Below are 19838 nucleotides of genomic sequence, written 5' to 3'. Positions count from 1 at the left end.
GGAGTCGCCCGATTACTGGAGTTCGAGCTCCCTGCCCTGGTTTTCGGCGGCGAGGGATTCGGCGGCGAGCATGTCGGCCTCGAGCTCCAGCTCGGCGGCGACCCGGTCGGGCGCCATCAGCAGCGCGGTGATCGGGATGGTGACCACGAGCATGCCCAGCACGAACACGGGGAACAGGATCGAGAACACCTCGAGCCCGTCCGGGCGCGCGACGGCCTGGTCGACGGCGGCGCTCAGCCCGAACACCCCGGTGTAATGCATGGCCACCAGCCCGGCCGCCACGACCACCGACGCCACCAGCCGCAGCGTGCGCGACTCGAGGGCCGAGATCGACCACATGATTCCGGCGCCGACGACGAGACCGATCGCGGCCGACGCCGAGGTCAGCAGGATGTCGGATTTCACCGAACCCTGGATCTCGAGGGACGCGACGATCGCGAGGTCCATACCGGTGAATCCGAGGCCGAGGAGCACCGCACCGCCTGCGAGACGGCCGATCTCCACGGTTGCGCTCGGCAGCCGGTGTTTCGTCGGCGGCGGGCTGACGATCAGCAGCGCCACCGCGGCGGCCGCGACGGGCACCACGAACGAGATCACGATCCACAGGACGTCGTAGCGCACCACGCTGCCGTAGACCTCGAAGCCGACCATCGCGATGTAGTGCGGCAGCCAGGCGCCGATACCGCCGATGGACAGCGCGCCCCACGCCAGCCACAGGTACCGCTGCCTCGGGTTAGGCGCGGTCACGGCCTTGCGGGCGCTGGCGATACCGACGAAGACGCCGATGAACGACGTGACCGCGGCGAGGCCGACGATCCACGTGCCCATGGAGAAGTGCTGCAACTCGTCCGACATGTTTCGAATCCTCAGTACGCGGCCGTGTGGAGCTTGGTCAGTGCGTATTCGGTGATCGCGACCAGGGCGCGTTTCGCCGATTCCCGGTCTCGCGCGTCGATCGGAATGATCGGCACGTCCTCGGAGATCGCGAGCGCCGCACGAATGTCCTCGATGGGGTACCGCGGCGCGTCGTCGAACTCGTTGATCGCGACGAGGAACGGCAGTTGCCGGGCCTCGAAGAAGTCGACCGCCGCGAAGCTCTCGTCCAGCCGGCGCGTGTCGATCAGGACGATCGCCCCGATCGCACCGCGGATCAGGTCGTCCCACATGAACCAGAACCGGTGCTGGCCGGGTGTGCCGAACAGGTACAGCACCAGGTCGTCGGCGAGGCTGATGCGACCGAAGTCCATGGCGACGGTGGTCGTGCCCTTCTGCGGGGTCGCAGCCAGGTTGTCGACGCCGTCGCTGGCGTTGGTCACGAGCGCCTCGGTGCGCAGCGGGACGATCTCGGAGACCGCCCCCACCAGCGTGGTCTTGCCGACGCCGAACCCGCCGGCGATCACGATCTTGGTCGAGGTCACCCGATTGCGGGGATCAGATTTCGCGAAGTCCACTGAGGACCCTTTCGATGAGTTCACGACGTTCGGAGTCGGTCGAGTCTTCCTTCAGGGTGGCCAGGATCTGAAGATGACCGGCCTCGACCAGGTCGGCGACCAGGACGCGTGCCACTCCGAGGGGCACACCCACGCGGGCGGCGATCTCGGCGACCGAAGGCGACTGCTGGCACAGCGCGACGATGGCCGCGTTGACGTCGTCGAGTTCCCACTGCCGGTCCACCGACTGCGGCAGCGCCTGAATCAACGCTTCGAGCGCGAGCTCGACCGCGGGCCGGGTGCGGCCCGATGTCAGCGAGTACGGGCGCACGATGTTCGGGCCCTGCCGCTCCGAGTGGTGGTCGTTCATGGGCATGGGCTGGTCAGAGACCCTGCGGGGTGCGGGCCGTGGCCTGCACCGATGCGCCGACGCGGTCGACCAGGATCGCCATCTCGTAGCCGACCTGCCCGATGTCGCACTCGGCGTCGGTGAGCGTCGCGAGGTGCGAGCCGTCGCCGACGCTCATGAGCAGCAGGTACCCGTGCTGCATCTCGACGACCGACTGCAGCACGCCGCCGCCCTCGAACAACCGGGACACACCGGCCGACAGGCTGGCGAGCCCCGACGTGACCGCGGCGAGCTGCTCGGCGCGGTCGATGGGGAGGTGGGCGCTGGCCGCCATCAGGAGACCGTCCGCGGACACCAGCACGGCGTGCGAGACACCGGGGACGTCACTGGCGAAGTTCGATACCAACCAGTCGAGAGGTCGCGTGACGTCGGATCCATGAGCGGTGTTCATCGGTCTCCTTCAATGCTGTTACGTTCCGCGAGCCTCGTGGCCCTGCCGTTTCGGACGCCCTGCTGGTGACGACTGAGATTGGCGCGAATTGTCTCAGGGTCGCGCACCCGGCGCAGGGTCCCCGTATTGTGCGCGCCCTCGACCGTGCCGGGAACCAGCCGGTCGCCGGGCCGCCGCTTCGGCAGTCCGATCTCCGGGTCGACCTCGACGGGGGTCTCGCTGATCCGTTCCGCGGCGGACCATCCGGCGTCGCCGGCGGAGTGCCAGACGCCGGGCGCACCCTCGGCGCCGGTCGGATCGGTCAGCCAGTCGGACACCATGTCGGAGAAGATCGGGGTGCCGCCGCCGGGCCGCGGGGCGGCCTCGGCCGGGGGCGGATCGATCCGCGACTGGAAGAACGACGCGGTCTTCGCCGAGTTGGTGCGGTAGCGGTGCCGGACCGGTGCCTGATCGTCGCCGTTCGACGACGGGGGCGCCGGCTGTTCCGCGGTCCGGGCCTCCGCGCGGTTCTCGCTGCGCGGTGCCTGCGGGGCGTGCTGCGGCTGCGATGGCGCCGGCACCGGCGCGGCGTCCGGGGTCGTTGCCTGCGGCCGCCGCACGGGCAGCTTCGGCATCGCTCCGGATCCGCGGACGTTGACCGTGTCCTGGGACTGCGCGGCCGGGGCAGCCGCAGATCCCGCGCCGGCCGCGATGCCGCTGGCACCGGGCTGCCGCCGGGGCAGGCTCGTGCCCGACGCCGTCGTCACCGCGGAAGCCGGGCTCGGCGCCGGCGGAGCCGTGGACGGGGTGCGGGTCGGCAGTCCGTTGCGGGTCGCCGGCAGCTGCGGCTCGTCCTTGCGCGGTGCGGGGGCCGCGGGAGCGGGGATGGCGGTCCGGACCGGCGACGCGGGAATCTTCCGCTGCGGTCCCGTGTCCTGCCGCGCGGCCTGCGACACGATCAGCGCGTTCGGGATGTGGATGCTGACGGTCACACCGGGGTTGCGGGCGGTGTCGAACGTCGACCGCAGGCGCACGGTCAGACCGTGTCGTTTCGCGAGCCGGCTGACGACGAACAGACCCATGTGACGGGCGGTCTCGGGACCGACCTCGCCACCCGACGCCAGGCGTTCGTTGACGGCGCGCATGTCGTCGGCGGGGATACCGATGCCGCGGTCCGCGATCTCGAGCAGCACTCCGCCGTCGACGGCGCGGGCGAAGCTGAACGTCACCACCGTGTCCGGCGGCGAGGCGCGCAGCGAGTTGTCGACGAGTTCGGCGAGCAGATGCACGACGTCGGTGACGACGGTGCCGCTGAGCGCGCCCTCGGGGGTCGCGCCCATCTGCACCCGCTGGTAGTCCTCGACCTCGGAGATCGCGGCGCGCAGCACGTCGCCGAGCGGGATCGGCGCCGCCTGCGACCGGCGCACGCGGGTGCCGGCCAGAATCAGCAGGTTCTCACCGTTCCGGCGCATACGCGCGGCGAGGTGGTCGAGCCGGAACAGGCTCTCGAGCCGCTTCGGATCCTTCTCCTCGAACTCGAGGTTCTCGATCAGGCCGAGCTGCTGGTCGACGAGCGACTTGCTTCGACGGGCGAGCGTTTCGAACATGTCATTGATCTGCAGGCGCAGCTGTGCCTGCTCACCGGCGAGCTTGAGCGCCTGCCCGTGGATGTCGTCCACGGCGCGGGCGAGCTGCCCGATCTCCTCGGACGAGTGCACGGCCACCGGCTCGAACGACAGCGCCCTGGGATCGTCGCTCGCCTTGATCTGCTCGATCGCGTCCGGAAGGTCGCGGCGGGCGGCCTTCAGCGCGCCGTATCGCAGGCGGCGGATCGGGCCGATCAGCGACCGCGACACCAGGAGCGCGAGGACGAGCGCGGCGAGCAGCGTTCCGAGGACGATCGCCGTGTCGCGCAGCGCGGCGGACCTGGTCTCGGCGGCGCGGATCTGCACGGTGGCCGCGATGTCCTTCGCCGCTGCGCTGGTCAGTTCCTGGTAGACGTCGCGGCTCGCGATGAGGGAGGAACGCAGCTGCAGGATGGGCAGCACCCCGCCGCGCGCCGCGTCGGCCAGACCCTGGTCGATGAGGGCGTTGCGGTCGTTGATGTTGTTCCGCAGGGCTTGGAGGCGCTCGTCGCCCTTCGGGTAGTACCGGTCGAGGACGTCGAGGAGGCTCGATTCGGCGCCGGCGGCGGCGACGACGGCCGAGGTGGGGATGTCGCCCGTGCGGGCTTTCTCCCGTCCGTCGGGACCGGCGTACGCGTCCTTGACGATCACGAGGCCCATGGCCTGTTCGAACAGGCGACGCTGCGCCTGCCAGGCGTTGGTCAGCTCGTAGCCCTTGTCGACGACCTCGCTGTCCTCGATGGGACGGACGATGTCGTCGACTTCCCGGATGAAGTCCGCGGCGAACGCACGCTGGCGTTCCGCGAGCAGATCGGTGGCGACACCGGGAGAATCCATCAGATTCAGGAGGGCGCGGCCGTCCGACACGGTCTGGTTGATGGAACTCGCGACGGCGGGATCCAGTTCGGGGTTCCGGGCCTGCTCGGACACGTCGTTCATCAGGGATTCCGCGTCCGCGCGGTCCTCCTTGGTGAGGGTGCCCGAGGCGTAACCACTGGTCACGGTGCCCATCGAGGCTTCGAGGGCCACGATGTCCGGGACGACGACGATCTGGTCGGCGGCCTCGGTGAAGTGGACGGCGTTGCTCAGCTCGCCTTGCACGCGGAGCCCGCCGAGCACCATGGCGACGGTGACGGGAACTGCGAGAACCGCAGTGACCTTCCACCGCAGGCCCCAGCCCTCGATATCCCAGAACTTTGCCCGGGGCGGCGAATCGTCGCTCATCCCACGCTTCCTTTCCAACCACTCATAGCTTGTCGCTCTGTGCTCGTGACCCCGCCCGCGAAAGGGCAGCCGTACCGGATCGGACGACACGCGTCGACAGAGGAAAGTGATCGATCAGTTGCGCTGTGCGCAGCGCTGCCCGACGCACCGATTTCCGAATGTAACGAGTTCATCACATCCCCATGGGGAACGTTCTTACCACAGAAATTCCCCGATCCTTACTTCCAAGTAACATGCGCACCACTGATCCCAGACGTCGCCGCCACGGGGTGGATCAGCCGACCAGGCTACACAGAATCGCCGTTCACAGTCGAGGACGGAATTCTGCGTCACCCGGTCCCGCAAGCGGCCGTCACGAATGCAGCCACCGGGGTCTTCCGACCACCGGTGGCTGCACGCGATCCGTATTCTGTTGTGCCGGATACCTAGACGTCGAGGAAGCGGACGTCCTTGGCGTTACGGGTGATGAAGCTTCGCCGGGCCTCGACGTCCTCGCCCATGAGGACGCTGAACAACTCGTCGGCCGCGGCCGCGTCGTCGAGCGTCACGAGACGCAGGACACGCACGGTCGGATCCATCGTGGTCTCCCACAGTTCCTTGGCGTTCATCTCACCGAGACCCTTGTAGCGCTGGATGCCGTCGTCCTTGTTGATCTTCTTGCCCGACTCGAGGCCGGCCTTGACGAGGGCGTCGCGCTCGCGGTCCGAGTACGCGAACTCGGGGTCGGCGCGCTGCCACTTCAGCTTGTACAGCGGTGGCTGCGCCAGGTACACGTGGCCGTGCTCGACGAGGGGCCGCATGAAGCGGAACAGCAGCGTGAGCAGCAGCGTTGCGATGTGCTGGCCGTCGACGTCGGCGTCGGCCATCAGCACGATCTTGTGGTACCGCAGCTTCGCGATGTCGAACTCGTCGTGGATGCCGGTGCCGAACGCGGTGATGATCGACTGGACTTCGGTGTTCTTCAGCACACGGTCGATGCGCGCCTTCTCGACGTTGATGATCTTGCCTCGCAGCGGCAGGATCGCCTGGTACATCGAGTCGCGGCCGGACTTGGCCGAACCGCCTGCGGAGTCGCCCTCCACGATGTAGATCTCGGACTTGCTCGGATCGTTGGACCGGCAGTCGGCGAGCTTGCCCGGCAGCCCGCCGAGGTCGGTGGCGCTCTTGCGGCGGACCAGTTCGCGGGCCTTGCGGGCGGCGACGCGGGCCTGCGCCGACGACACCGCCTTGTTCACGATGGTCTTCGCGTCGGCCGGGTTCGCCTCGAACCAGTGCGACAGGTGCTCGTTGCTCGCCTTCTGCACGAACGACCGGACCTCGGTGTTGCCGAGCTTCGTCTTCGTCTGACCCTCGAACTGCGGTTCACCTACCTTGACGGAGATGATCGCCGCGAGGCCCTCGCGGATGTCGTCACCGGTGAGCTTCGGGTCCTTCTCCTTGAGGAGTTTCTTGTCGAGCGCGTACTTGTTGACGGTCGCCGTCAGAGCGGACCGGAAACCCTCTTCGTGGGTGCCGCCCTCGTGGGTGTTGATGGTGTTCGCGAACGTGTGGACCGACTCCGAGTAGCCGGAGTTCCACTGCATCGCGATCTCGAGTTCGTGGCCGGTGCCCTTCGCGGTGAAACCGACGACGGAGTTGTGGATCGGCTGCTTCGTGCGGTTGATGTGCCGCACGTAGTCCTCGAGTCCGCCGGGGTAGTGGTAGACGCGGGTCTTGACCTTGTGGACGGCGGGCGCTCCGGCTTCGGCGGACTCGTCCTCGGCGGTTTTCGGGGCGTCCGCGACCTGGCTGACGACCTCTTCGGTGACCTCGGCGTCGCTGACGCGCTCGTCGGTGAGGGTGATCGTCAGGCCCTTGTTGAGGAAGGCCATCTCCTGGAGGCGGCGCGCGACCGTCTCGAAGCTGTAGACCGTGGTCTCGAAGATGTTCGGATCGGCCCAGAACCGGACGGTGGTGCCCGTCTCCTTGGTGGCCTCGCCCTTGACGAGTTCACCCGGCTTGGAGTCGGTGTACGTCTGGTTCCAGCGGAAACCGTCGCGCTTGATGTCGACGTCGAGCCGGGTGGACAACGCGTTGACGACGGAGATGCCGACACCGTGCAGACCGCCGGACACGGCGTAGGAGTCGGAGTCGAACTTGCCGCCGGCGTGCAGCTGGGTGAGGACGACCTCGACGGTGGGGACACCGGAGGCGTGCATCCCGACCGGGATGCCTCGGCCGTCGTCGACGACCTGGACACCACCGTCTTCGAGAAGGGTGATCTCGACCTTGCTGGCGTAGCCGGCCATGGCCTCGTCGACGGAGTTGTCGACGACTTCCCAGATCAGGTGATGGAGACCGCGTTCACCGGTGGAACCGATGTACATGCCCGGTCGCTTACGGACGGCTTCGAGTCCCTCGAGGACGGTGATGGAAGAAGCGCCGTAGTCCTTGCTGGAGGTGCTTTTGTCTGACTTCTGGGCAGCCACGGGTGGGTAGCTCTCCTTCTCCGTCCAATGCCCGACGCAGGCGCCCACCGCCCTGGTCGGGCACGCGGGAGACGAGAATCGGGAATCTTGCCGCTAGTTACCTCGGCCATCTTACTGGTACGTCTGGCCCAGGAGCGGGCTATGACACCCCTGAGCGCCCCGTAGACGAATTTTCAGGGCGCTCAGGGAGTGAAAACCTAGGCCGACGCGCTCTCGGACGGCCCGTCCGGGGCATGTCCCCACCGCCGGTCCTCGACGTCCAGCACGAACTCCGCGGCGAGCTGCGCGATGTCCTCGGCGTGGGAGATGGGCGACCAGTGACCGGCGTCGACCCCTCGACGGCGCAGGTCGGGCGCCCATCTCTCGGTGTCCTCGTACCCGACGGGCCGCACCGCCTTGTCGTTCTCGTTCAGGATCAGCTGGACGGGAACGTCGGTGTACCGCTCACGCGGTCGCAGCAGGCTCGTCCGGATGTTGGCCCGGTACAGCTTGAGACCGTTGACCATGTCGTCCGCCAGTGTCGGCGCCGGGCGCACCAGAGCGGGGTCGAGGCGGTCGAAGAACTTCAGGAACGCCGGCCAGTGCCGGGAGAACCACAGCCGCAGCGGCAGCGTCGCCAGGCCCGGAATCTGGAACAGGACGGTGTAGCCGGACGCGACGGCCTGCGCGAGCGGCCCGCCGAAACGTCGGTCCGCGATGCGGCGGCGCATCCATTTGCCGAGGTGATCGAGGTTCGGCCCGGAGACGGAAGTGAACGACGCGATTCGTGTGCGGGCGCCCGGTTCGCAGACCGCCTCCCACGCCTCCACCGAGCCCCAGTCGTGTGCGAGCACGTGCACCGGCTTGCCCGGGCTGACGGCGTCGATCACCGCGAACAGGTCGCCCGCCAGGGCGGGCAGCCGGTAGTCCTCGACCCGGGTGGGCACGGTGCTCTGGCCGGCGCCGCGACTGTCGTAGCTGACCACCCGGAACCGTTCCTTCAGGAACGGCACCACCCGGCTCCACAGTTCGTGGGTGTCGGGCCAGCCGTGGACGAGCACCATCGTCTCGCCGGCGGGGTTGCCCTCCTCGAATACGGCGAGGTCGACGGAACCGTTGGTGATCCGCCGGGGGGTACCGGACGTGGAGGGGGTCATGGGTGTCCTCTGGTCGTCGTTCGGGTTCGGGAAGCTGTGGATCACAGGTCGAGGACGAGGCGGCCGCTGTCGGCGCGGGACACGCAGATCAGCATCTCGTTCTCCTGCTCGTCGCGGGTCAGCCGGGTCTCGCGGTGGTCCGGCGCGCCGGACAGCACCTTGACCCTGCACGTGCCGCAGAAACCCTGCTGGCACGAATATCCCACTCCGGGCATCGTCTTCTTGATGACGGTGAGGGCGGATTCGTCGGCGGGCACGGTGAGCACTTCACCGGTGCTGACGAGCTGCACTTCGAATTCGGTTCCGTCGAGTACCGGCGGCGCCCCGAAGCGCTCGAAATGCAATGCGGTGGCCGGGCTTCCGGGGAAGGCCCGGCGCACCGATTCCAGCATCGGGGTCGGCCCGCAGCAGTACACGGCGCCGCCGGGCACGGCCCGCTCCAGCAACTCCTCGGCATCCGGCAGGCCGAATTCGTCGTCGGGTCGGATGAAAACCCGTGACCGATCGAATGTTTCGACCTCGTCGAGGAACGGCATGGACTCCCGCGACCTGCCGGAATACACGAACTGCCAGTCCATCCCGAGATCGCGCGCGGCGCGCACCATCGCCAGGATGGGGGTGATGCCGATACCGCCCGCGACGAAGAGGGCACTCCCCTCGCCCACGAACGGAAAGCCGTTGCGGGGGCCGCGAACCGTCACCGACGCCCCCGGCTGGAGGGCGTGCATCTGGAGGGATCCGCCACCGCCGTCGGGAATCCGCCGGACGGCGATGCTGTAGCCCGTGCGGTCGGACGGGTCGCCGCACAGCGAGTACTGGCGCCGCAGCCCGGACGGCAGGTGGAAGTCGAGGTGCGAACCCGGCTGCCACGCGGGAAGTTCCGCGCCGCCTTCGGCCTCGAACCGCAGCCGCACGACGTTGTCGTCGAGTGCGACGACTTCCCGTTGGGAGACAACCATGTTCATCGCCACGTCGGGGTTGTGACCGGCGACGCCGGGATCGTATTCGTATGCGGTGAGCACACGGAGATACTTTTCGGCCACCGCCTCGGTGAGTCGCATGGCGCGGTCGGGACGCGGGCGGCCCTTGATGTCCGGCGGTGCGTCGTAGCGGGGCAGCCCCTGCCCGGTGAGCACCTCCCGAACCTGGGACAGCTTCATCGCTCGGCCGCCTGAGCCGCCGGCGAGGAGGCCAGATACTTCACGGCCTGCGCCGTCGAACCCTCGTTGCCGGGGTGGTACGCACGCGTGAAATACGTGGACATCCGCTTGCCGAGTTCGCGGGCGGTGGGGAGCGTGCCACGCTTGCCCGCCGCGAAGAAATCGGTCAGGTGCGGCTTGCGGCGGTGCGCCGACCACTGGGCGAGCTCCGGGTCGTTCCGCATGAGGAATCGGGTGCCGCGCACCCACAGCCACACGATGACCGGGGTCACGATCAGCTGGGTGCGGATCCGCCGCGACTCGCGCTTGTCGAAATACCGCATGACGTCGTACGCCACCGACCGGTGCTCCACCTCCTCGGCGCCGTGCCAGCGCAGCAGGTCGAGCATCGTCGGATGCATCCCCGCCCGGTCGAGACCCTCGGCGTTGAGCACCCAGTCGCCGAGGAACGCGGTGATGTGCTCGATGGCGGCGATGACCGCCAGCCGCTCGATCAGGTAGTTCTTCTCACGCAGACCGGTCAGCGGTCGCGGTCCGAGGATCTTGGAGAAGGTCCATTCCATCTGCTCGGTGAAGGGGGTCGGATCGAGGCCCTTCTCCTTCAGGTGCGCCAGCACGCCGGTGTGCGCGTTGGCATGCATCGCTTCCTGGCCGATGAACCCGACGACGTCGTCGCGGAGCTGCTCGTCCTCGATCAGCGGCAGGGCTTCCTTGAACGTCTCGACGAACCACTCCTCGCCCGCGGGCAGGAGTAGGTGCAGGACGTTGAGGACGTGCGTGCTGAACGGGTCGCCCGGGATCCAGTGCATCGGGAGGTTCGACCAGTCGAACTCGACATTCCTGGCCTGCAACAGGATGTGGTCCGGTTCGGGGATCGCGTTCCGGGGTGCAGTCGGGGCGGACATCTCACTACTCCTTCGTGCCGGCGGCTGCGCCACGACGAAGGCTTGTGGCACAGTTCACTCGATGAATTGGAGTAACTGTAACACCGGGTAATAGACAAAACTAGGGACCGAACGCCCGCTCCGGCCTATCCGTAGGTGTCCCGGGGGCCGCGCCCCCGGATGTGCCGCTCCCCTTTTCGCCAGCTCGGAGCGGTCGGACCGGTGATCCGCAGCGACTTCACGACGCCGTCGCCGACGGCCGCGGCGATCTTCGCGAGAATCTGCGACTGCATCATCCTGAGCTGGGTCGCCCAGGCCGTCGACTCCGCGGAGACGCTCAGAATCCCGTCCCGCAACCCGGTCGGTTCGGCGTGCGCGGCGATGTCCTCACCGACCACCTGCACCCACCGGCCGAGGACGGTCCCCTCGGACACCTTGGGCGACCACCCGCGTTGCTTCGCGAGCGCGCTGGTCAGCGCACCGAACGGCTGCGGATCACGGTCGTCGGGCCCCGGACCGGACCAGCCCCGCCTGCGCCGGGCGCGCAGGGCCCGCACACCGGTTCCGGACCGGCGTCCCTGCCCGACGGATTTTCCACTCGCCTTCGCCGCGGCCCGCGCCTCCTCGAGGGCACGGCGCGCGAGATCGATTCCCTTCACCTCCGGTTCGGGGGTCGCCGCGGGCACGGTGGGTTCGGGATCATCCGTCACGGCGGTCCTCCGTCTCTTCCAGGATGTGTGAAATTCGTCCGCGGTCGGTGTCGCGGGCCTCCACGCCGAATCGGACGGCGTCGAGTTCTTCAGGTACATCTTCCGGCACGGCGGCCGTGATCAGCACCTGTTCGGCGTCCAACGCGACCTTGGCGAGCGCGCGGCGTCGTTTGCGGTCGAGTTCGGCGAACACGTCGTCGAGCATGAGCACCGGGTCGCTGCCGTCCGCGCGCAGCAGAGCGAATCCCGCGAGCCGCAGCGACAGCGCGAACGACCACGACTCGCCGTGACTCGCGAATCCCTTGGCCGGGGTGTCGCCGAGGTGCAATTCGAGATCGTCACGATGCGGTCCGACGAGGCACACACCCCGCTCGATCTCCTTCGAGCGCATCACGGACAGCTCCTGGAGGAACCGCTCCTCGAGAAACGCGATGTCGCCCGCCTCGGGCGCTCGCGCCGGCGCCGTGAACTCCGGCGGCAGCGACGACCCCAGACTGGAGCGGTAGCGGATGCTCGCGGGCCTCGACTCGGGCGCCAGCGACTGATAGGACTCGGCCAGGTGCGGCGCCAGATCGTGGACGAGATGCAGCCGCCCGGCGAGCAGCTGGGCGCCGTGCGCGGCGAGATGGCCGTCCCAGACTTCGAGTGTGGCAAGGGCACTCGCGCCGTCCTCGCTCGGCCGACCGCCGCCCCGCGAAGACCGTCGCAACGCGCCGCCCGCGGTCTTGAGCAACGCCGACCGCTGTCGCAGCACGCGTTCGTAATCAGCGCGCACCGCCGCCATCCGGGGAATCCGGGACGTGAGGAGTTCGTCGAGGTAGCGGCGTCGATCACCCGGATCACCGCGAACCAGCGACAGATCCTCCGGCGCGAACAGCACCGTCTGCAGAATCCCGAGAATCTCCCGCGGCCGCCGGGTGGGCGACTGGTTGATCCGCGCCCGGTTGGACTTGCCCTCGTTCAACTCGAGATCGACGGTCAGTTCCCGGCCGGTGTTGACGACGGTCGCCCCCGCGAACGCCTGGGCCGTGCCCGTCCTGATCAGCGGGGCGTCCGAGCTGACCCGATGCGACGAGAGGGTCGACAGGTAACCGAGCGCCTCGAGCACATTCGTCTTACCGTGCCCGTTGGGGCCGACGAAGACGGTGCAGCCCGGACGCAGATTCAGACCGAGGGCGTCCCAGGAACGGAAGTCTCTGAGTGAGAGTGCGCGAACGAACACCTACGTTCCAGAACCGGCTTCTGCCTCGCCTGCCGCCTTCTTCACGGCGTGACCACCGAACTGGTTGCGCAGCGCCGAGACGGCCTTCATCGCGGGGGAATCGTCCTGACGGGACGCGAACCGCGCGAACAGCGCGGCCGAGATCACCGGCGCGGGCACGGCGTGGTCGATCGCCTCGAGCACGGTCCAGCGACCCTCACCGGAATCTTCTGTGTACCCGGAGATCTCGGCGAAATCCGGATCCTCACCCAGGGCCTTGACGAGCAGTTCCAGAAGCCACGACCGGATGACGGTGCCGTTGGTCCACGCGCGCAGCACACCATGGACGTCGGTGACGAGGTCTTCGGCCTCGAGCAGTTCGTAGCCCTCGGCGTACGCCTGCATCAGTCCGTACTCGATGCCGTTGTGGATCATCTTCGCGTAGTGGCCCGCACCGACCGGGCCGGCGTGAACGAAGCCGTCCGCACGCTCCCCCTCGGGGCGCAGTGCGTCGAAGATCGGCAGCGCCCGCTCGACGTCCGCCGCCGACCCGCCTGCCATCAGGCCGTAGCCGTTCTCGAGTCCCCAGACCCCGCCGGACACACCGCAGTCGAGGTAGCCGATGCCGTGGGAACCGAGCAGCTCACCGTGAATCTTGTCGTCGGTGTATCTCGAGTTGCCACCGTCGATCACCAGGTCGCCGCTCTCGAGCACCGACGCCAGCCCGGTCACCGTGTCCTGGGTGATCTTTCCCGCCGGAACCATCACCCACACGACGCGCGGAGACTCGAGTCGCTGCGCGAGTTCTGCCAGCGACGCCACATCCGTGACCTCGGGGCGCGGGTCGTAGCCGACCACTTCGTGCCCGTGCGCGCGCAACCGCTCGCGCATGTTGAATCCCATTTTTCCGAGCCCGACCAACCCGATCTGCATCGTGATCTCCGTCCACTCGTGAGATTTCTTTCGGCAGTACTGGTTTCGCTTCCGCGAATCGTCAGCCCGGCAGACGCACCGGCATCAGCAGGTACGTGTACGCGCTCTCCGGCGCAGCGAAGTTTCCGGAATCGTCGGGTTCGATCTCTTCCTCGGTGGCCGGACGCAGCACCGCGGGACGGCTGGGGGTCGTGAAACCGAACAGCACCTGCTCGCTGTGCAGCGAGGACAGCCCGTCGATCAGGTAGCCGGGGTTGAAGGCGATGGTGAGCGACTCACCCTGGAACACCGCGTTCAAGCCTTCCTCGGCGCGACCGGCATCGTCACCACCGGCGGAGAGGAGCAGCCCCTCGGTGGAGAACTGCAGGCGGACCTGCGCGCCGCGCTCGGCGACGAGGGCGACACGCTTGATGGCCTCGACGAGCGGAGCGATCTCCACGGTGGCCAGCGCGGTGTGCTCGGACGGCAGCAGCTGCCGGAACTTCGGGAACTCGGCGTCCAGCAGCCGGGTGGTGGTGCGACGGCCGTCGTTGACGATGCCGAGGAGGCCGTCGTTTCCGACCGCGGAACCCGATCCGAGAGCCAGCTCGACCGGTGAAGTGGCATCGCCCGCAAGCGTTTTCGCCGACTCGGACAGGGTCTTGGCGGGGATGAGGACGGCCGCGGTGGTGTCGGGGTTCGCCGGCGACCACTCGAGTTCACGGACCGCGAGACGGAACCGGTCGGTGGCCGCGAGCACGATCGCGTTGCGCTCGATCTCGACCCGGATACCCGTCAGCATCGGCAGGGTGTCGTCCTTGCCCGCCGCGACCGCCACCTGACTGATCGCCTCGGAGAACACGTCGGCGGGGATCGATCCGGTCTGCTGCGGCAACTGCGGAAGCTGGGGATAGTCCTCGACCGGCATGGTGGGCAGGGAGAACTTGGCGCTACCGCAGGTGATCAGCACACGGGTGCCCTCGAGCGTCACGTCGACGGGCTTGTTGGGAAGCGACTTCGTGATGTCGGCGAGCAGCTTGCCCGAGACCAGGACCTGACCGGCGCTACCCACCTCGGCCGCAACCCTGACCTGCGCCGATACCTCGTAGTCGAACCCCGAAACCGTCAGCCCCTGCTCGGTCGCATCCAGGAGGACACCGCCCAGAACCGGCACCGGAGGCCGCGACGGCAGACTGCGAGCGACCCATGCCACTGAATCAGCGAATTCTTCCCGGGAGACACGAAACTTCAGGCTTCCAAGCTCCATCGCCGGGTTGTTCCTCTCGGTAGGCACGGTTGTTCGCCACGGTCGGGCCGTGACCACAGCACTGCAGTCTTTCACAGAGCGGCGATGCATAACCGTATGCCCTCGAGGACGAACTTGAAAGCCGAACGGTCCAGTCCTCGAGTCTCCGACGGAGGCCTGTGAACCGAGGCGATCCCCAACCCTGTTTTCAAAGAGTTTTCTATAAGAATTAACGAGAAGTACTATTAGGTCCTGTGGAATCTGTGGACGAACGGCTGTAGACGCTGGTCGGTCCGCCTCGAGGAATGGGGAATTCTCGAGGACAAACTCGAGGACCAAATCGCCCCCCATGTGGACTACTCGAGGTTGTTCAAAGTTCTGCACGTTCTGTCCACAGGGATTCCACCTCATCCCCACATTTATCCACAGGTGTGCATGCTTTATCCCAGGTCCCGGCGTCGGCGTGTTGCCCCGGTGTGTCGCGCCGGCCGGGGTTTGCGCCCGCCTCGAGTAGACCCTCGAGCGGTACCTCGAGGACCCGCTCGAGCCCACCCTCGAGGACCCGCTCGAGCCCACCCTCGAGGACCGGCTCGAGGAGCCCCTCGAGTTGCCCGCGGCGGGCGGAATCGGAGCTGGAACCCCACGAAACGACGTGTGCCCCCGGTAGGCGAGCTACCAGGGGCACAGGAGAAGCAGGGGCGTGCGACTACCTCTTCGATCGCTGCTTGATCCGGGCCGTGAGCTCCTGGACCTGGTCGTAAACCTTCCGCCGCTCCGTCATCTCCTTGCGAATCTTCTTGTCCGCGTACATGACGGTGGTGTGGTCGCGGCCGAACGTCTGCCCGATCTTCGGCAGGGACAGATCGGTCAGCTCCCGGCACAGGTACATGGAGATCTGGCGGGCGGACGCCAGCGGACGCGCCTTGCCGGGCCCGCAGAGGTCGTCGATCGACATGTTGAAGTACTCCGCGGTGACCGCCATGATCGTCGCCGCATTGATCTCGAGGCTGGACGAGTCGGGCATCAGGTCGCGCAGCACGACCTCGGCGAGCGTGAGGTCCAGGGGTTGCCTGTTCAGGGACGCGAACGCCGTCACGCGGATGAGGGCACCCTCGAGCTCCCGGATGTTGCGTTCGATCCGGGACGCGATCAACTCGAGGACGTCGTCGGGCACCTCGAGCCGGTCCATTCGGGCCTTCTTGCTGAGGATGGCGATGCGGGTCTCGAGTTCGGGGGGCTGAACGTCGGTGATCAGGCCCCATTCGAACCGGGTGCGCAGGCGTTCCTCGAGTGTCGCCAGTTGCTTCGGCGGCCGGTCGGAGGAGACGACGATCTGCTTGTTCGCGTTGTGCAGGGTGTTGAAGGTGTGGAAGAACTCCTCCTGGATACCTTCCTTGCCCTCGATGAACTGGATGTCGTCCACCAGCAGGACGTCGGTCTCGCGGTAGCGGCGTTTGAACGCCACCTTGCGGTCGTCGCGGAGGCTGTTGATGAAGTCGTTGGTGAATTCCTCGGTGGAGACGTACTTGACGCGCATGCCCGGGAAGAGGCGCTGGGCGTAGTGGCCCGCGGCGTGCAACAGGTGCGTCTTGCCGAGGCCGGACGCTCCCCAGATGAACAACGGGTTGTACGCGCGCGCCGGTGCCTCGGCGATGGCGACCGCGGCGGCGTGGGCGAACCGGTTGGACGAGCCGATCACGAACGTATCGAACGTGTACTTCGCGTTGAGGCTGTTTCCGCCCGTCGCCGCAGGTGCGGGGCCCGCGGGCGGCTTCGTGAAGTACGACGGCCAGGATTCGTGGACGCTGGCGAGTGCCTCGCTGTCGTCGTCGACCTCCTCGAAGTCCGTGGTGTCCGAGTAGGGCTGGTCGTCACCGGAGCCGAAGCGGCGCCTGCGGAACGTCCCGGAACTGGTGACGGAGGGCTCGAGATGGCGAGGGGTGTGCACAGGTTCCGGGTCGGGCCTGCGCTCTCGGCTCGGGGCCTCGGATTCGGGTTCGTCGTCGACCGGGGCGGCGATGCGCACACCGAGACCCTCGACCTGCTCACCGAGATGCCGGCCGAGTGCGTGGAGGATCGGCTCACGCAGATCCCGTTCGATCGCTTCCTGCGCGAAGGGCGACGGAACGGACAGGAGCGCGAAGCCCTGTGCGAGCGTCAGCGGTTTGACGAGCGCCAACCACGCCTTCTGTCCCCTCGTCAACGGCGGCAGATCGCCGCCCGGCGAATCGGATGTGAGGTCGGCGACGACGTCGATCCAGATCCGTGCGAGCGCATTCGGATCGTCGTTCACGAGGTTCCTCCCCAGTGTGTTCGCGGTCTCGGCGCCTGCGGTGCCGAGACCAGTGTCGGTGCCGTCGTCGAGGTGGAAATGGGAGCTTCCCCGACCTGAGGATGGACCCCGTACGGACCTACGAATATGCCATCTGAACTGTGTTTCCACACAATTATCCACAGATGTGGACAAACCGGAGACGCCCCCTGCGGAGACGTCGTTTGACGGCGAGGAGTCCAGATCGAGCGCGCTGACCTGCGCTTATGCATGCGAAACCTGGATGAGCGGGCCCGGGGACCCGAGAAGTGAAGGGCGTCAGGAACCCTCGTGATGATCCGAAACGGGACACCATCGGTGCCCTGTGGATGAATTGTGGTGAATGTGCAGATGAGAACGGTGAAGTCGAGAGCTGGGCACTCGATCAGGGTTCATCGGCGAGACCATGCATAGACGCTAGCAACAGTGTCGGCAACCTCACAGCGGTTTGGCACATTGGAAGTCGGGGTGCGAGCATTTGTCGATCCTCGGCGTGTCGGTCAGCCGATTCGCGGGGGAATCGCAGGTGAGCGAGTTTGACCTGACCGGGAGTGGTAAGTACTCTCGAACAGTCACCCTGTGGTGAGGTGGCGGTTTCGTGCTGGCTCGAGTCCAGTTTCGAAGTCGTTCCATCCCCACCCTGTGGATGAACACCTGAGTTTTCGCCAATGTTAGATCCATGACGCCGGGAGGCGTCGATGAACTTCGAGGAGTGTTGACCGTGGCCAAGGGCAAGCGGACGTTCCAGCCGAACAACCGACGCCGCGCGCGCGTTCACGGCTTCCGTCTTCGTATGCGGACCCGTGCGGGTCGTGCAATCGTTTCGGCGCGTCGCCGTAAGGGCCGCGAATCCCTCACCGCCTGATCCCGACACTGGGTTCGGGAGCTCGGGGTGTTGCCTGAGCCGCACCGATTGCGTCGTCATTCAGATTTTTCGTTGACTGTGCGACGTGGTCGTCGGATGGGAAGACGCGACCTGGTTGTGCACGCTTTCGACCGTGCGCAGGCAGATGAGCTGGTGAGTAGCGGCGGTCCGCGATTCGGACTGGTTGTGAGTAAGGCTGTCGGGCCGGCGGTGATTCGACATCGAGTCGCACGCCGGCTTCGTCATATCTGCATCGACCTCGTGGATTCGGTTCCACGGGGAACCGATGTGGTGATTCGCGCTCTTCCGGGAGCTGCGACTGCAAGTAGCCGGGACCTGGAGAAGCAACTCCGTGCAGGTCTCCTTCGATTGGACCTTCTTGCGCCCGTGAGTAACTCCACATGAAAAGCGCACTCCACGAGTCGCGCGCCGACACGGCCGAGGGCACCTCCTCGGCCTCTTCCGCGTGGAAGTCGGTCCGTGCGTTACCGGCGCGCACTCTCATTTTCTTCATCGAGCTCTACCGGACGTATGTGTCGCCCCTGAGGATGCCGACCTGCCGGTTCATGCCGACCTGTAGCGAGTACGCGGTGGAATCCCTGCGTACCCACGGGACGATCAAAGGCCTTCTTTTGACGGTGGTTCGGTTGGCGAAGTGTGCCCCCTGGCACCCTGGAGGGTGGGACCCGGTCCCTGCCCGTCACGACCGTCATGCGGGTAGCCGTCGTTGCTGTCCGGCGAACGTGGACGAACAGAGGAGTACATAGAGCCGTGCTCGACTTCATTTACTATCCGGTGTCCGGGATCCTGTGGGTCTGGCACAAGGTTTTCGGTGCCATTCCCTTCCTGGGTCCGGACAGCGGCATCACGTGGGCGCTCTCCGTGGTGTTCCTTGTGTTCACGCTGCGTGCCGTGCTGTACAAGCCGTTCGTCAAGCAGGTCCGCACGACGCGCCAGATGCAGGAACTTCAGCCGCAGATCAAGGCTCTGCAGAAGAAGTACTCGGGTGACCGGCAGCGTCAGGCTGTCGAGATGCAGAAGCTCCAGAAGGAGCACGGGTTCAACCCGATCATGGGCTGCCTCCCGGTTCTCGCGCAGGCGCCGGTCTTCATCGGCCTGTTTCACGTGCTTCGCTCGTTCAACCGCACCGGCACCGGTATCGGTCAGCTCGGCATGTCGGTCGAGGCCAACGCGAACACCCCGAACTACTTCTTCAGCGTCGAGGACGTGCAGTCCTTCCTGAGTGCCCGACTGTTCGGTGCCCCGATCTCGGCTTGGATCACCATGCCGAAGGCGCAGCTCGACGCGTTCGCCGCATACGGTCCCATTCCCACGGTGCTGAACATCGCCGTCGTCGCGGTGCCGCTGATGATCATCGCCAGCATCGCGACCCACTTCAACTCGCGTGCCTCCGTCGCGCGTCAGAGTCCCGAAGCCGCCGCGAACCCGCAATCGGCGATCATGAACAAGCTCGCGCTGTGGGTCTTCCCGCTCGGTGTGCTCGTCGGTGGTCCGTTCCTCCCCATCGCGATCCTCCTGTACTGGGTGAGTAACAACATCTGGACGTACGGGCAGCAGCACATCGTCTTCCGTCGTATCGACGCGGAAGAGGAGGAGAAGAAGCAGGCTGCCATCGCACGCCGGGCGGACAACGCTCCGAAGCCCGGCGCACGGCCCGATCTCACCAAGAAAAAGAAGAAGTCCGCGACCGCAACGGACGGTTCTTCCTCCGACAACGAACCGGAGATCGTGGAGGGCGTCGTCGAAGGCGACGTCTCCGATCAGCCGAGCGGTGACGGTTCGGCGTCGAAGCCGAAGCCCGGTGCCCGCCCCCAGTCCAATCGCGGAAAGTCCCCCAAGCGCAAGCGGCGCTGATTCAGAAAAGAG

The 19838-nt window shown here is 66.9% G+C and carries 17 protein-coding genes and 1 pseudogene; 4 read left to right on the top strand and 14 right to left on the bottom strand.

The genetic code is table 11. From position 1 onward, the window contains the following. Window positions 1–12: 12 nt before the first annotated feature. The 14 genes and pseudogenes from ROP_RS17255 to dnaA form a co-directional block, all read right to left on the bottom strand. The gene (locus ROP_RS17255) at window positions 13–855 is read right to left on the bottom strand and encodes an MHYT domain-containing protein (RefSeq protein ID WP_012690687.1); all 843 of its coding nucleotides are present in this window, start codon (window positions 853–855) and stop codon (window positions 13–15) included. A gap of 11 nt (window positions 856–866) precedes the next feature. Beyond that, window positions 867–1418, bottom strand: a complete 552-nt coding sequence (locus ROP_RS17250) for a GTP-binding protein (protein WP_005249094.1) — start codon at window positions 1416–1418, stop codon at window positions 867–869. Between the two features lie 13 nt (window positions 1419–1431). Next, the gene (locus ROP_RS17245; RefSeq protein ID WP_012690686.1) at window positions 1432–1806 is read right to left on the bottom strand and encodes a DUF742 domain-containing protein; all 375 of its coding nucleotides are present in this window, start codon (window positions 1804–1806) and stop codon (window positions 1432–1434) included. 7 nt (window positions 1807–1813) lie between these two features. After that, entirely contained in the window at window positions 1814–2230 is a 417-nt protein-coding gene (locus ROP_RS17240; RefSeq protein WP_005249096.1) for a roadblock/LC7 domain-containing protein, read from the bottom strand. Then, window positions 2227–5058, bottom strand: coding sequence for a sensor histidine kinase (locus ROP_RS17235; protein ID WP_012690685.1), 2832 nt, complete (start codon window positions 5056–5058; stop codon window positions 2227–2229). The genes ROP_RS17240 and ROP_RS17235 overlap by 4 nt, the downstream gene beginning before the upstream one ends. Window positions 5059–5483: 425 nt before the next feature. Further along, window positions 5484–7526 carry a DNA topoisomerase (ATP-hydrolyzing) subunit B gene (gyrB, locus tag ROP_RS17230; protein ID WP_012690684.1) on the bottom strand — a complete coding sequence of 681 codons (2043 nt, stop codon included), beginning with the start codon at window positions 7524–7526 and terminating at the stop codon, window positions 5484–5486. Between the two features lie 197 nt (window positions 7527–7723). Continuing rightward, window positions 7724–8662, bottom strand: coding sequence for an alpha/beta fold hydrolase (locus ROP_RS17225; protein WP_043826650.1), 939 nt, complete (start codon window positions 8660–8662; stop codon window positions 7724–7726). Between the two features lie 41 nt (window positions 8663–8703). Then, on the bottom strand, window positions 8704–9822 hold the full coding sequence (locus ROP_RS17220; RefSeq protein ID WP_043824895.1) for a PDR/VanB family oxidoreductase: 1119 nt from the start codon (window positions 9820–9822) through the stop codon (window positions 8704–8706). Next, entirely contained in the window at window positions 9819–10727 is a 909-nt protein-coding gene (locus ROP_RS17215) for a metal-dependent hydrolase (RefSeq protein WP_012690681.1), read from the bottom strand. Before ROP_RS17215 ends, ROP_RS17220 begins: the two co-directional genes overlap by 4 nt. A 125-nt stretch (window positions 10728–10852) precedes the next feature. Then, window positions 10853–11416: a DUF721 family protein gene (locus ROP_RS17210; RefSeq protein ID WP_012690680.1), complete on the bottom strand. Its 564-nt coding sequence runs from the start codon at window positions 11414–11416 to the stop codon at window positions 10853–10855. Beyond that, window positions 11406–12638 (bottom strand): DNA replication/repair protein RecF, encoded by a 1233-nt coding sequence (recF, locus tag ROP_RS17205; RefSeq protein WP_012690679.1) that lies wholly within the window; start codon window positions 12636–12638, stop codon window positions 11406–11408. Before recF ends, ROP_RS17210 begins: the two co-directional genes overlap by 11 nt. After that, window positions 12639–13571: pseudogene (gnd, locus tag ROP_RS17200) on the bottom strand (phosphogluconate dehydrogenase (NAD(+)-dependent, decarboxylating)); the annotation flags it as partial. A gap of 40 nt (window positions 13572–13611) precedes the next feature. Beyond that, window positions 13612–14796 (bottom strand): DNA polymerase III subunit beta, encoded by a 1185-nt coding sequence (dnaN, locus tag ROP_RS17195; protein ID WP_012690677.1) that lies wholly within the window; start codon window positions 14794–14796, stop codon window positions 13612–13614. A 685-nt stretch (window positions 14797–15481) separates the two neighbouring features. Next, entirely contained in the window at window positions 15482–17068 is a 1587-nt protein-coding gene (gene dnaA / locus ROP_RS17190) for a chromosomal replication initiator protein DnaA (RefSeq protein WP_012690676.1), read from the bottom strand. Between the two features lie 739 nt (window positions 17069–17807). On the opposite strand from dnaA, the gene rpmH reads away from it, so the two are divergent. From rpmH to yidC, 4 genes are read left to right on the top strand one after another with little or no spacing between them, the layout of a single operon-like run. Further along, window positions 17808–17951, top strand: coding sequence for a 50S ribosomal protein L34 (gene rpmH / locus ROP_RS41275; RefSeq protein WP_005263481.1), 144 nt, complete (start codon window positions 17808–17810; stop codon window positions 17949–17951). Between the two features lie 27 nt (window positions 17952–17978). Further along, complete coding sequence (gene rnpA, locus ROP_RS41270; protein ID WP_012690675.1) at window positions 17979–18356, top strand: ribonuclease P protein component; 378 nt, start codon at window positions 17979–17981, stop codon at window positions 18354–18356. Next, entirely contained in the window at window positions 18353–18718 is a 366-nt protein-coding gene (yidD, locus tag ROP_RS41265; protein ID WP_012690674.1) for a membrane protein insertion efficiency factor YidD, read from the top strand. Before rnpA ends, yidD begins: the two co-directional genes overlap by 4 nt. Window positions 18719–18722: 4 nt before the next feature. Beyond that, window positions 18723–19826, top strand: coding sequence for a membrane protein insertase YidC (gene yidC, locus ROP_RS17185; RefSeq protein ID WP_012690673.1), 1104 nt, complete (start codon window positions 18723–18725; stop codon window positions 19824–19826). Window positions 19827–19838: the final 12 nt, after the last annotated feature.

The organism is Rhodococcus opacus B4 (genome assembly GCF_000010805.1).
Taxonomy (GTDB): Bacteria; Actinomycetota; Actinomycetes; order Mycobacteriales; family Mycobacteriaceae; genus Rhodococcus_F; species Rhodococcus_F opacus_C.
The sequence above is the reverse complement of the archived record's forward strand: the minus strand, read 5'-3'. Positions and strand labels throughout refer to the sequence as shown.

Bases quoted from the DNA above. Each gene is read 5' to 3' on its own strand.
- ROP_RS17240 (WP_005249096.1), bottom strand. From the start codon at position 2,230: ATGAACACCGCTCATGGATCCGACGTCACGCGACCTCTCGACTGGTTG.
- dnaN (WP_012690677.1), bottom strand. From the start codon at position 14,796: ATGGAGCTTGGAAGCCTGAAGTTTCGTGTCTCCCGGGAAGAATTCGCT.
- ROP_RS17255 (WP_012690687.1), bottom strand. From the start codon at position 855: ATGTCGGACGAGTTGCAGCACTTCTCCATGGGCACGTGGATCGTCGGC.
- yidD (WP_012690674.1), top strand. From the start codon at position 18,353: ATGAAAAGCGCACTCCACGAGTCGCGCGCCGACACGGCCGAGGGCACC.
- ROP_RS17235 (WP_012690685.1), bottom strand. From the start codon at position 5,058: ATGAGCGACGATTCGCCGCCCCGGGCAAAGTTCTGGGATATCGAGGGC.
- ROP_RS17225 (WP_043826650.1), bottom strand. From the start codon at position 8,662: ATGACCCCCTCCACGTCCGGTACCCCCCGGCGGATCACCAACGGTTCC.
- ROP_RS17215 (WP_012690681.1), bottom strand. From the start codon at position 10,727: ATGTCCGCCCCGACTGCACCCCGGAACGCGATCCCCGAACCGGACCAC.
- ROP_RS17245 (WP_012690686.1), bottom strand. From the start codon at position 1,806: ATGCCCATGAACGACCACCACTCGGAGCGGCAGGGCCCGAACATCGTG.
- ROP_RS17220 (WP_043824895.1), bottom strand. From the start codon at position 9,822: ATGAAGCTGTCCCAGGTTCGGGAGGTGCTCACCGGGCAGGGGCTGCCC.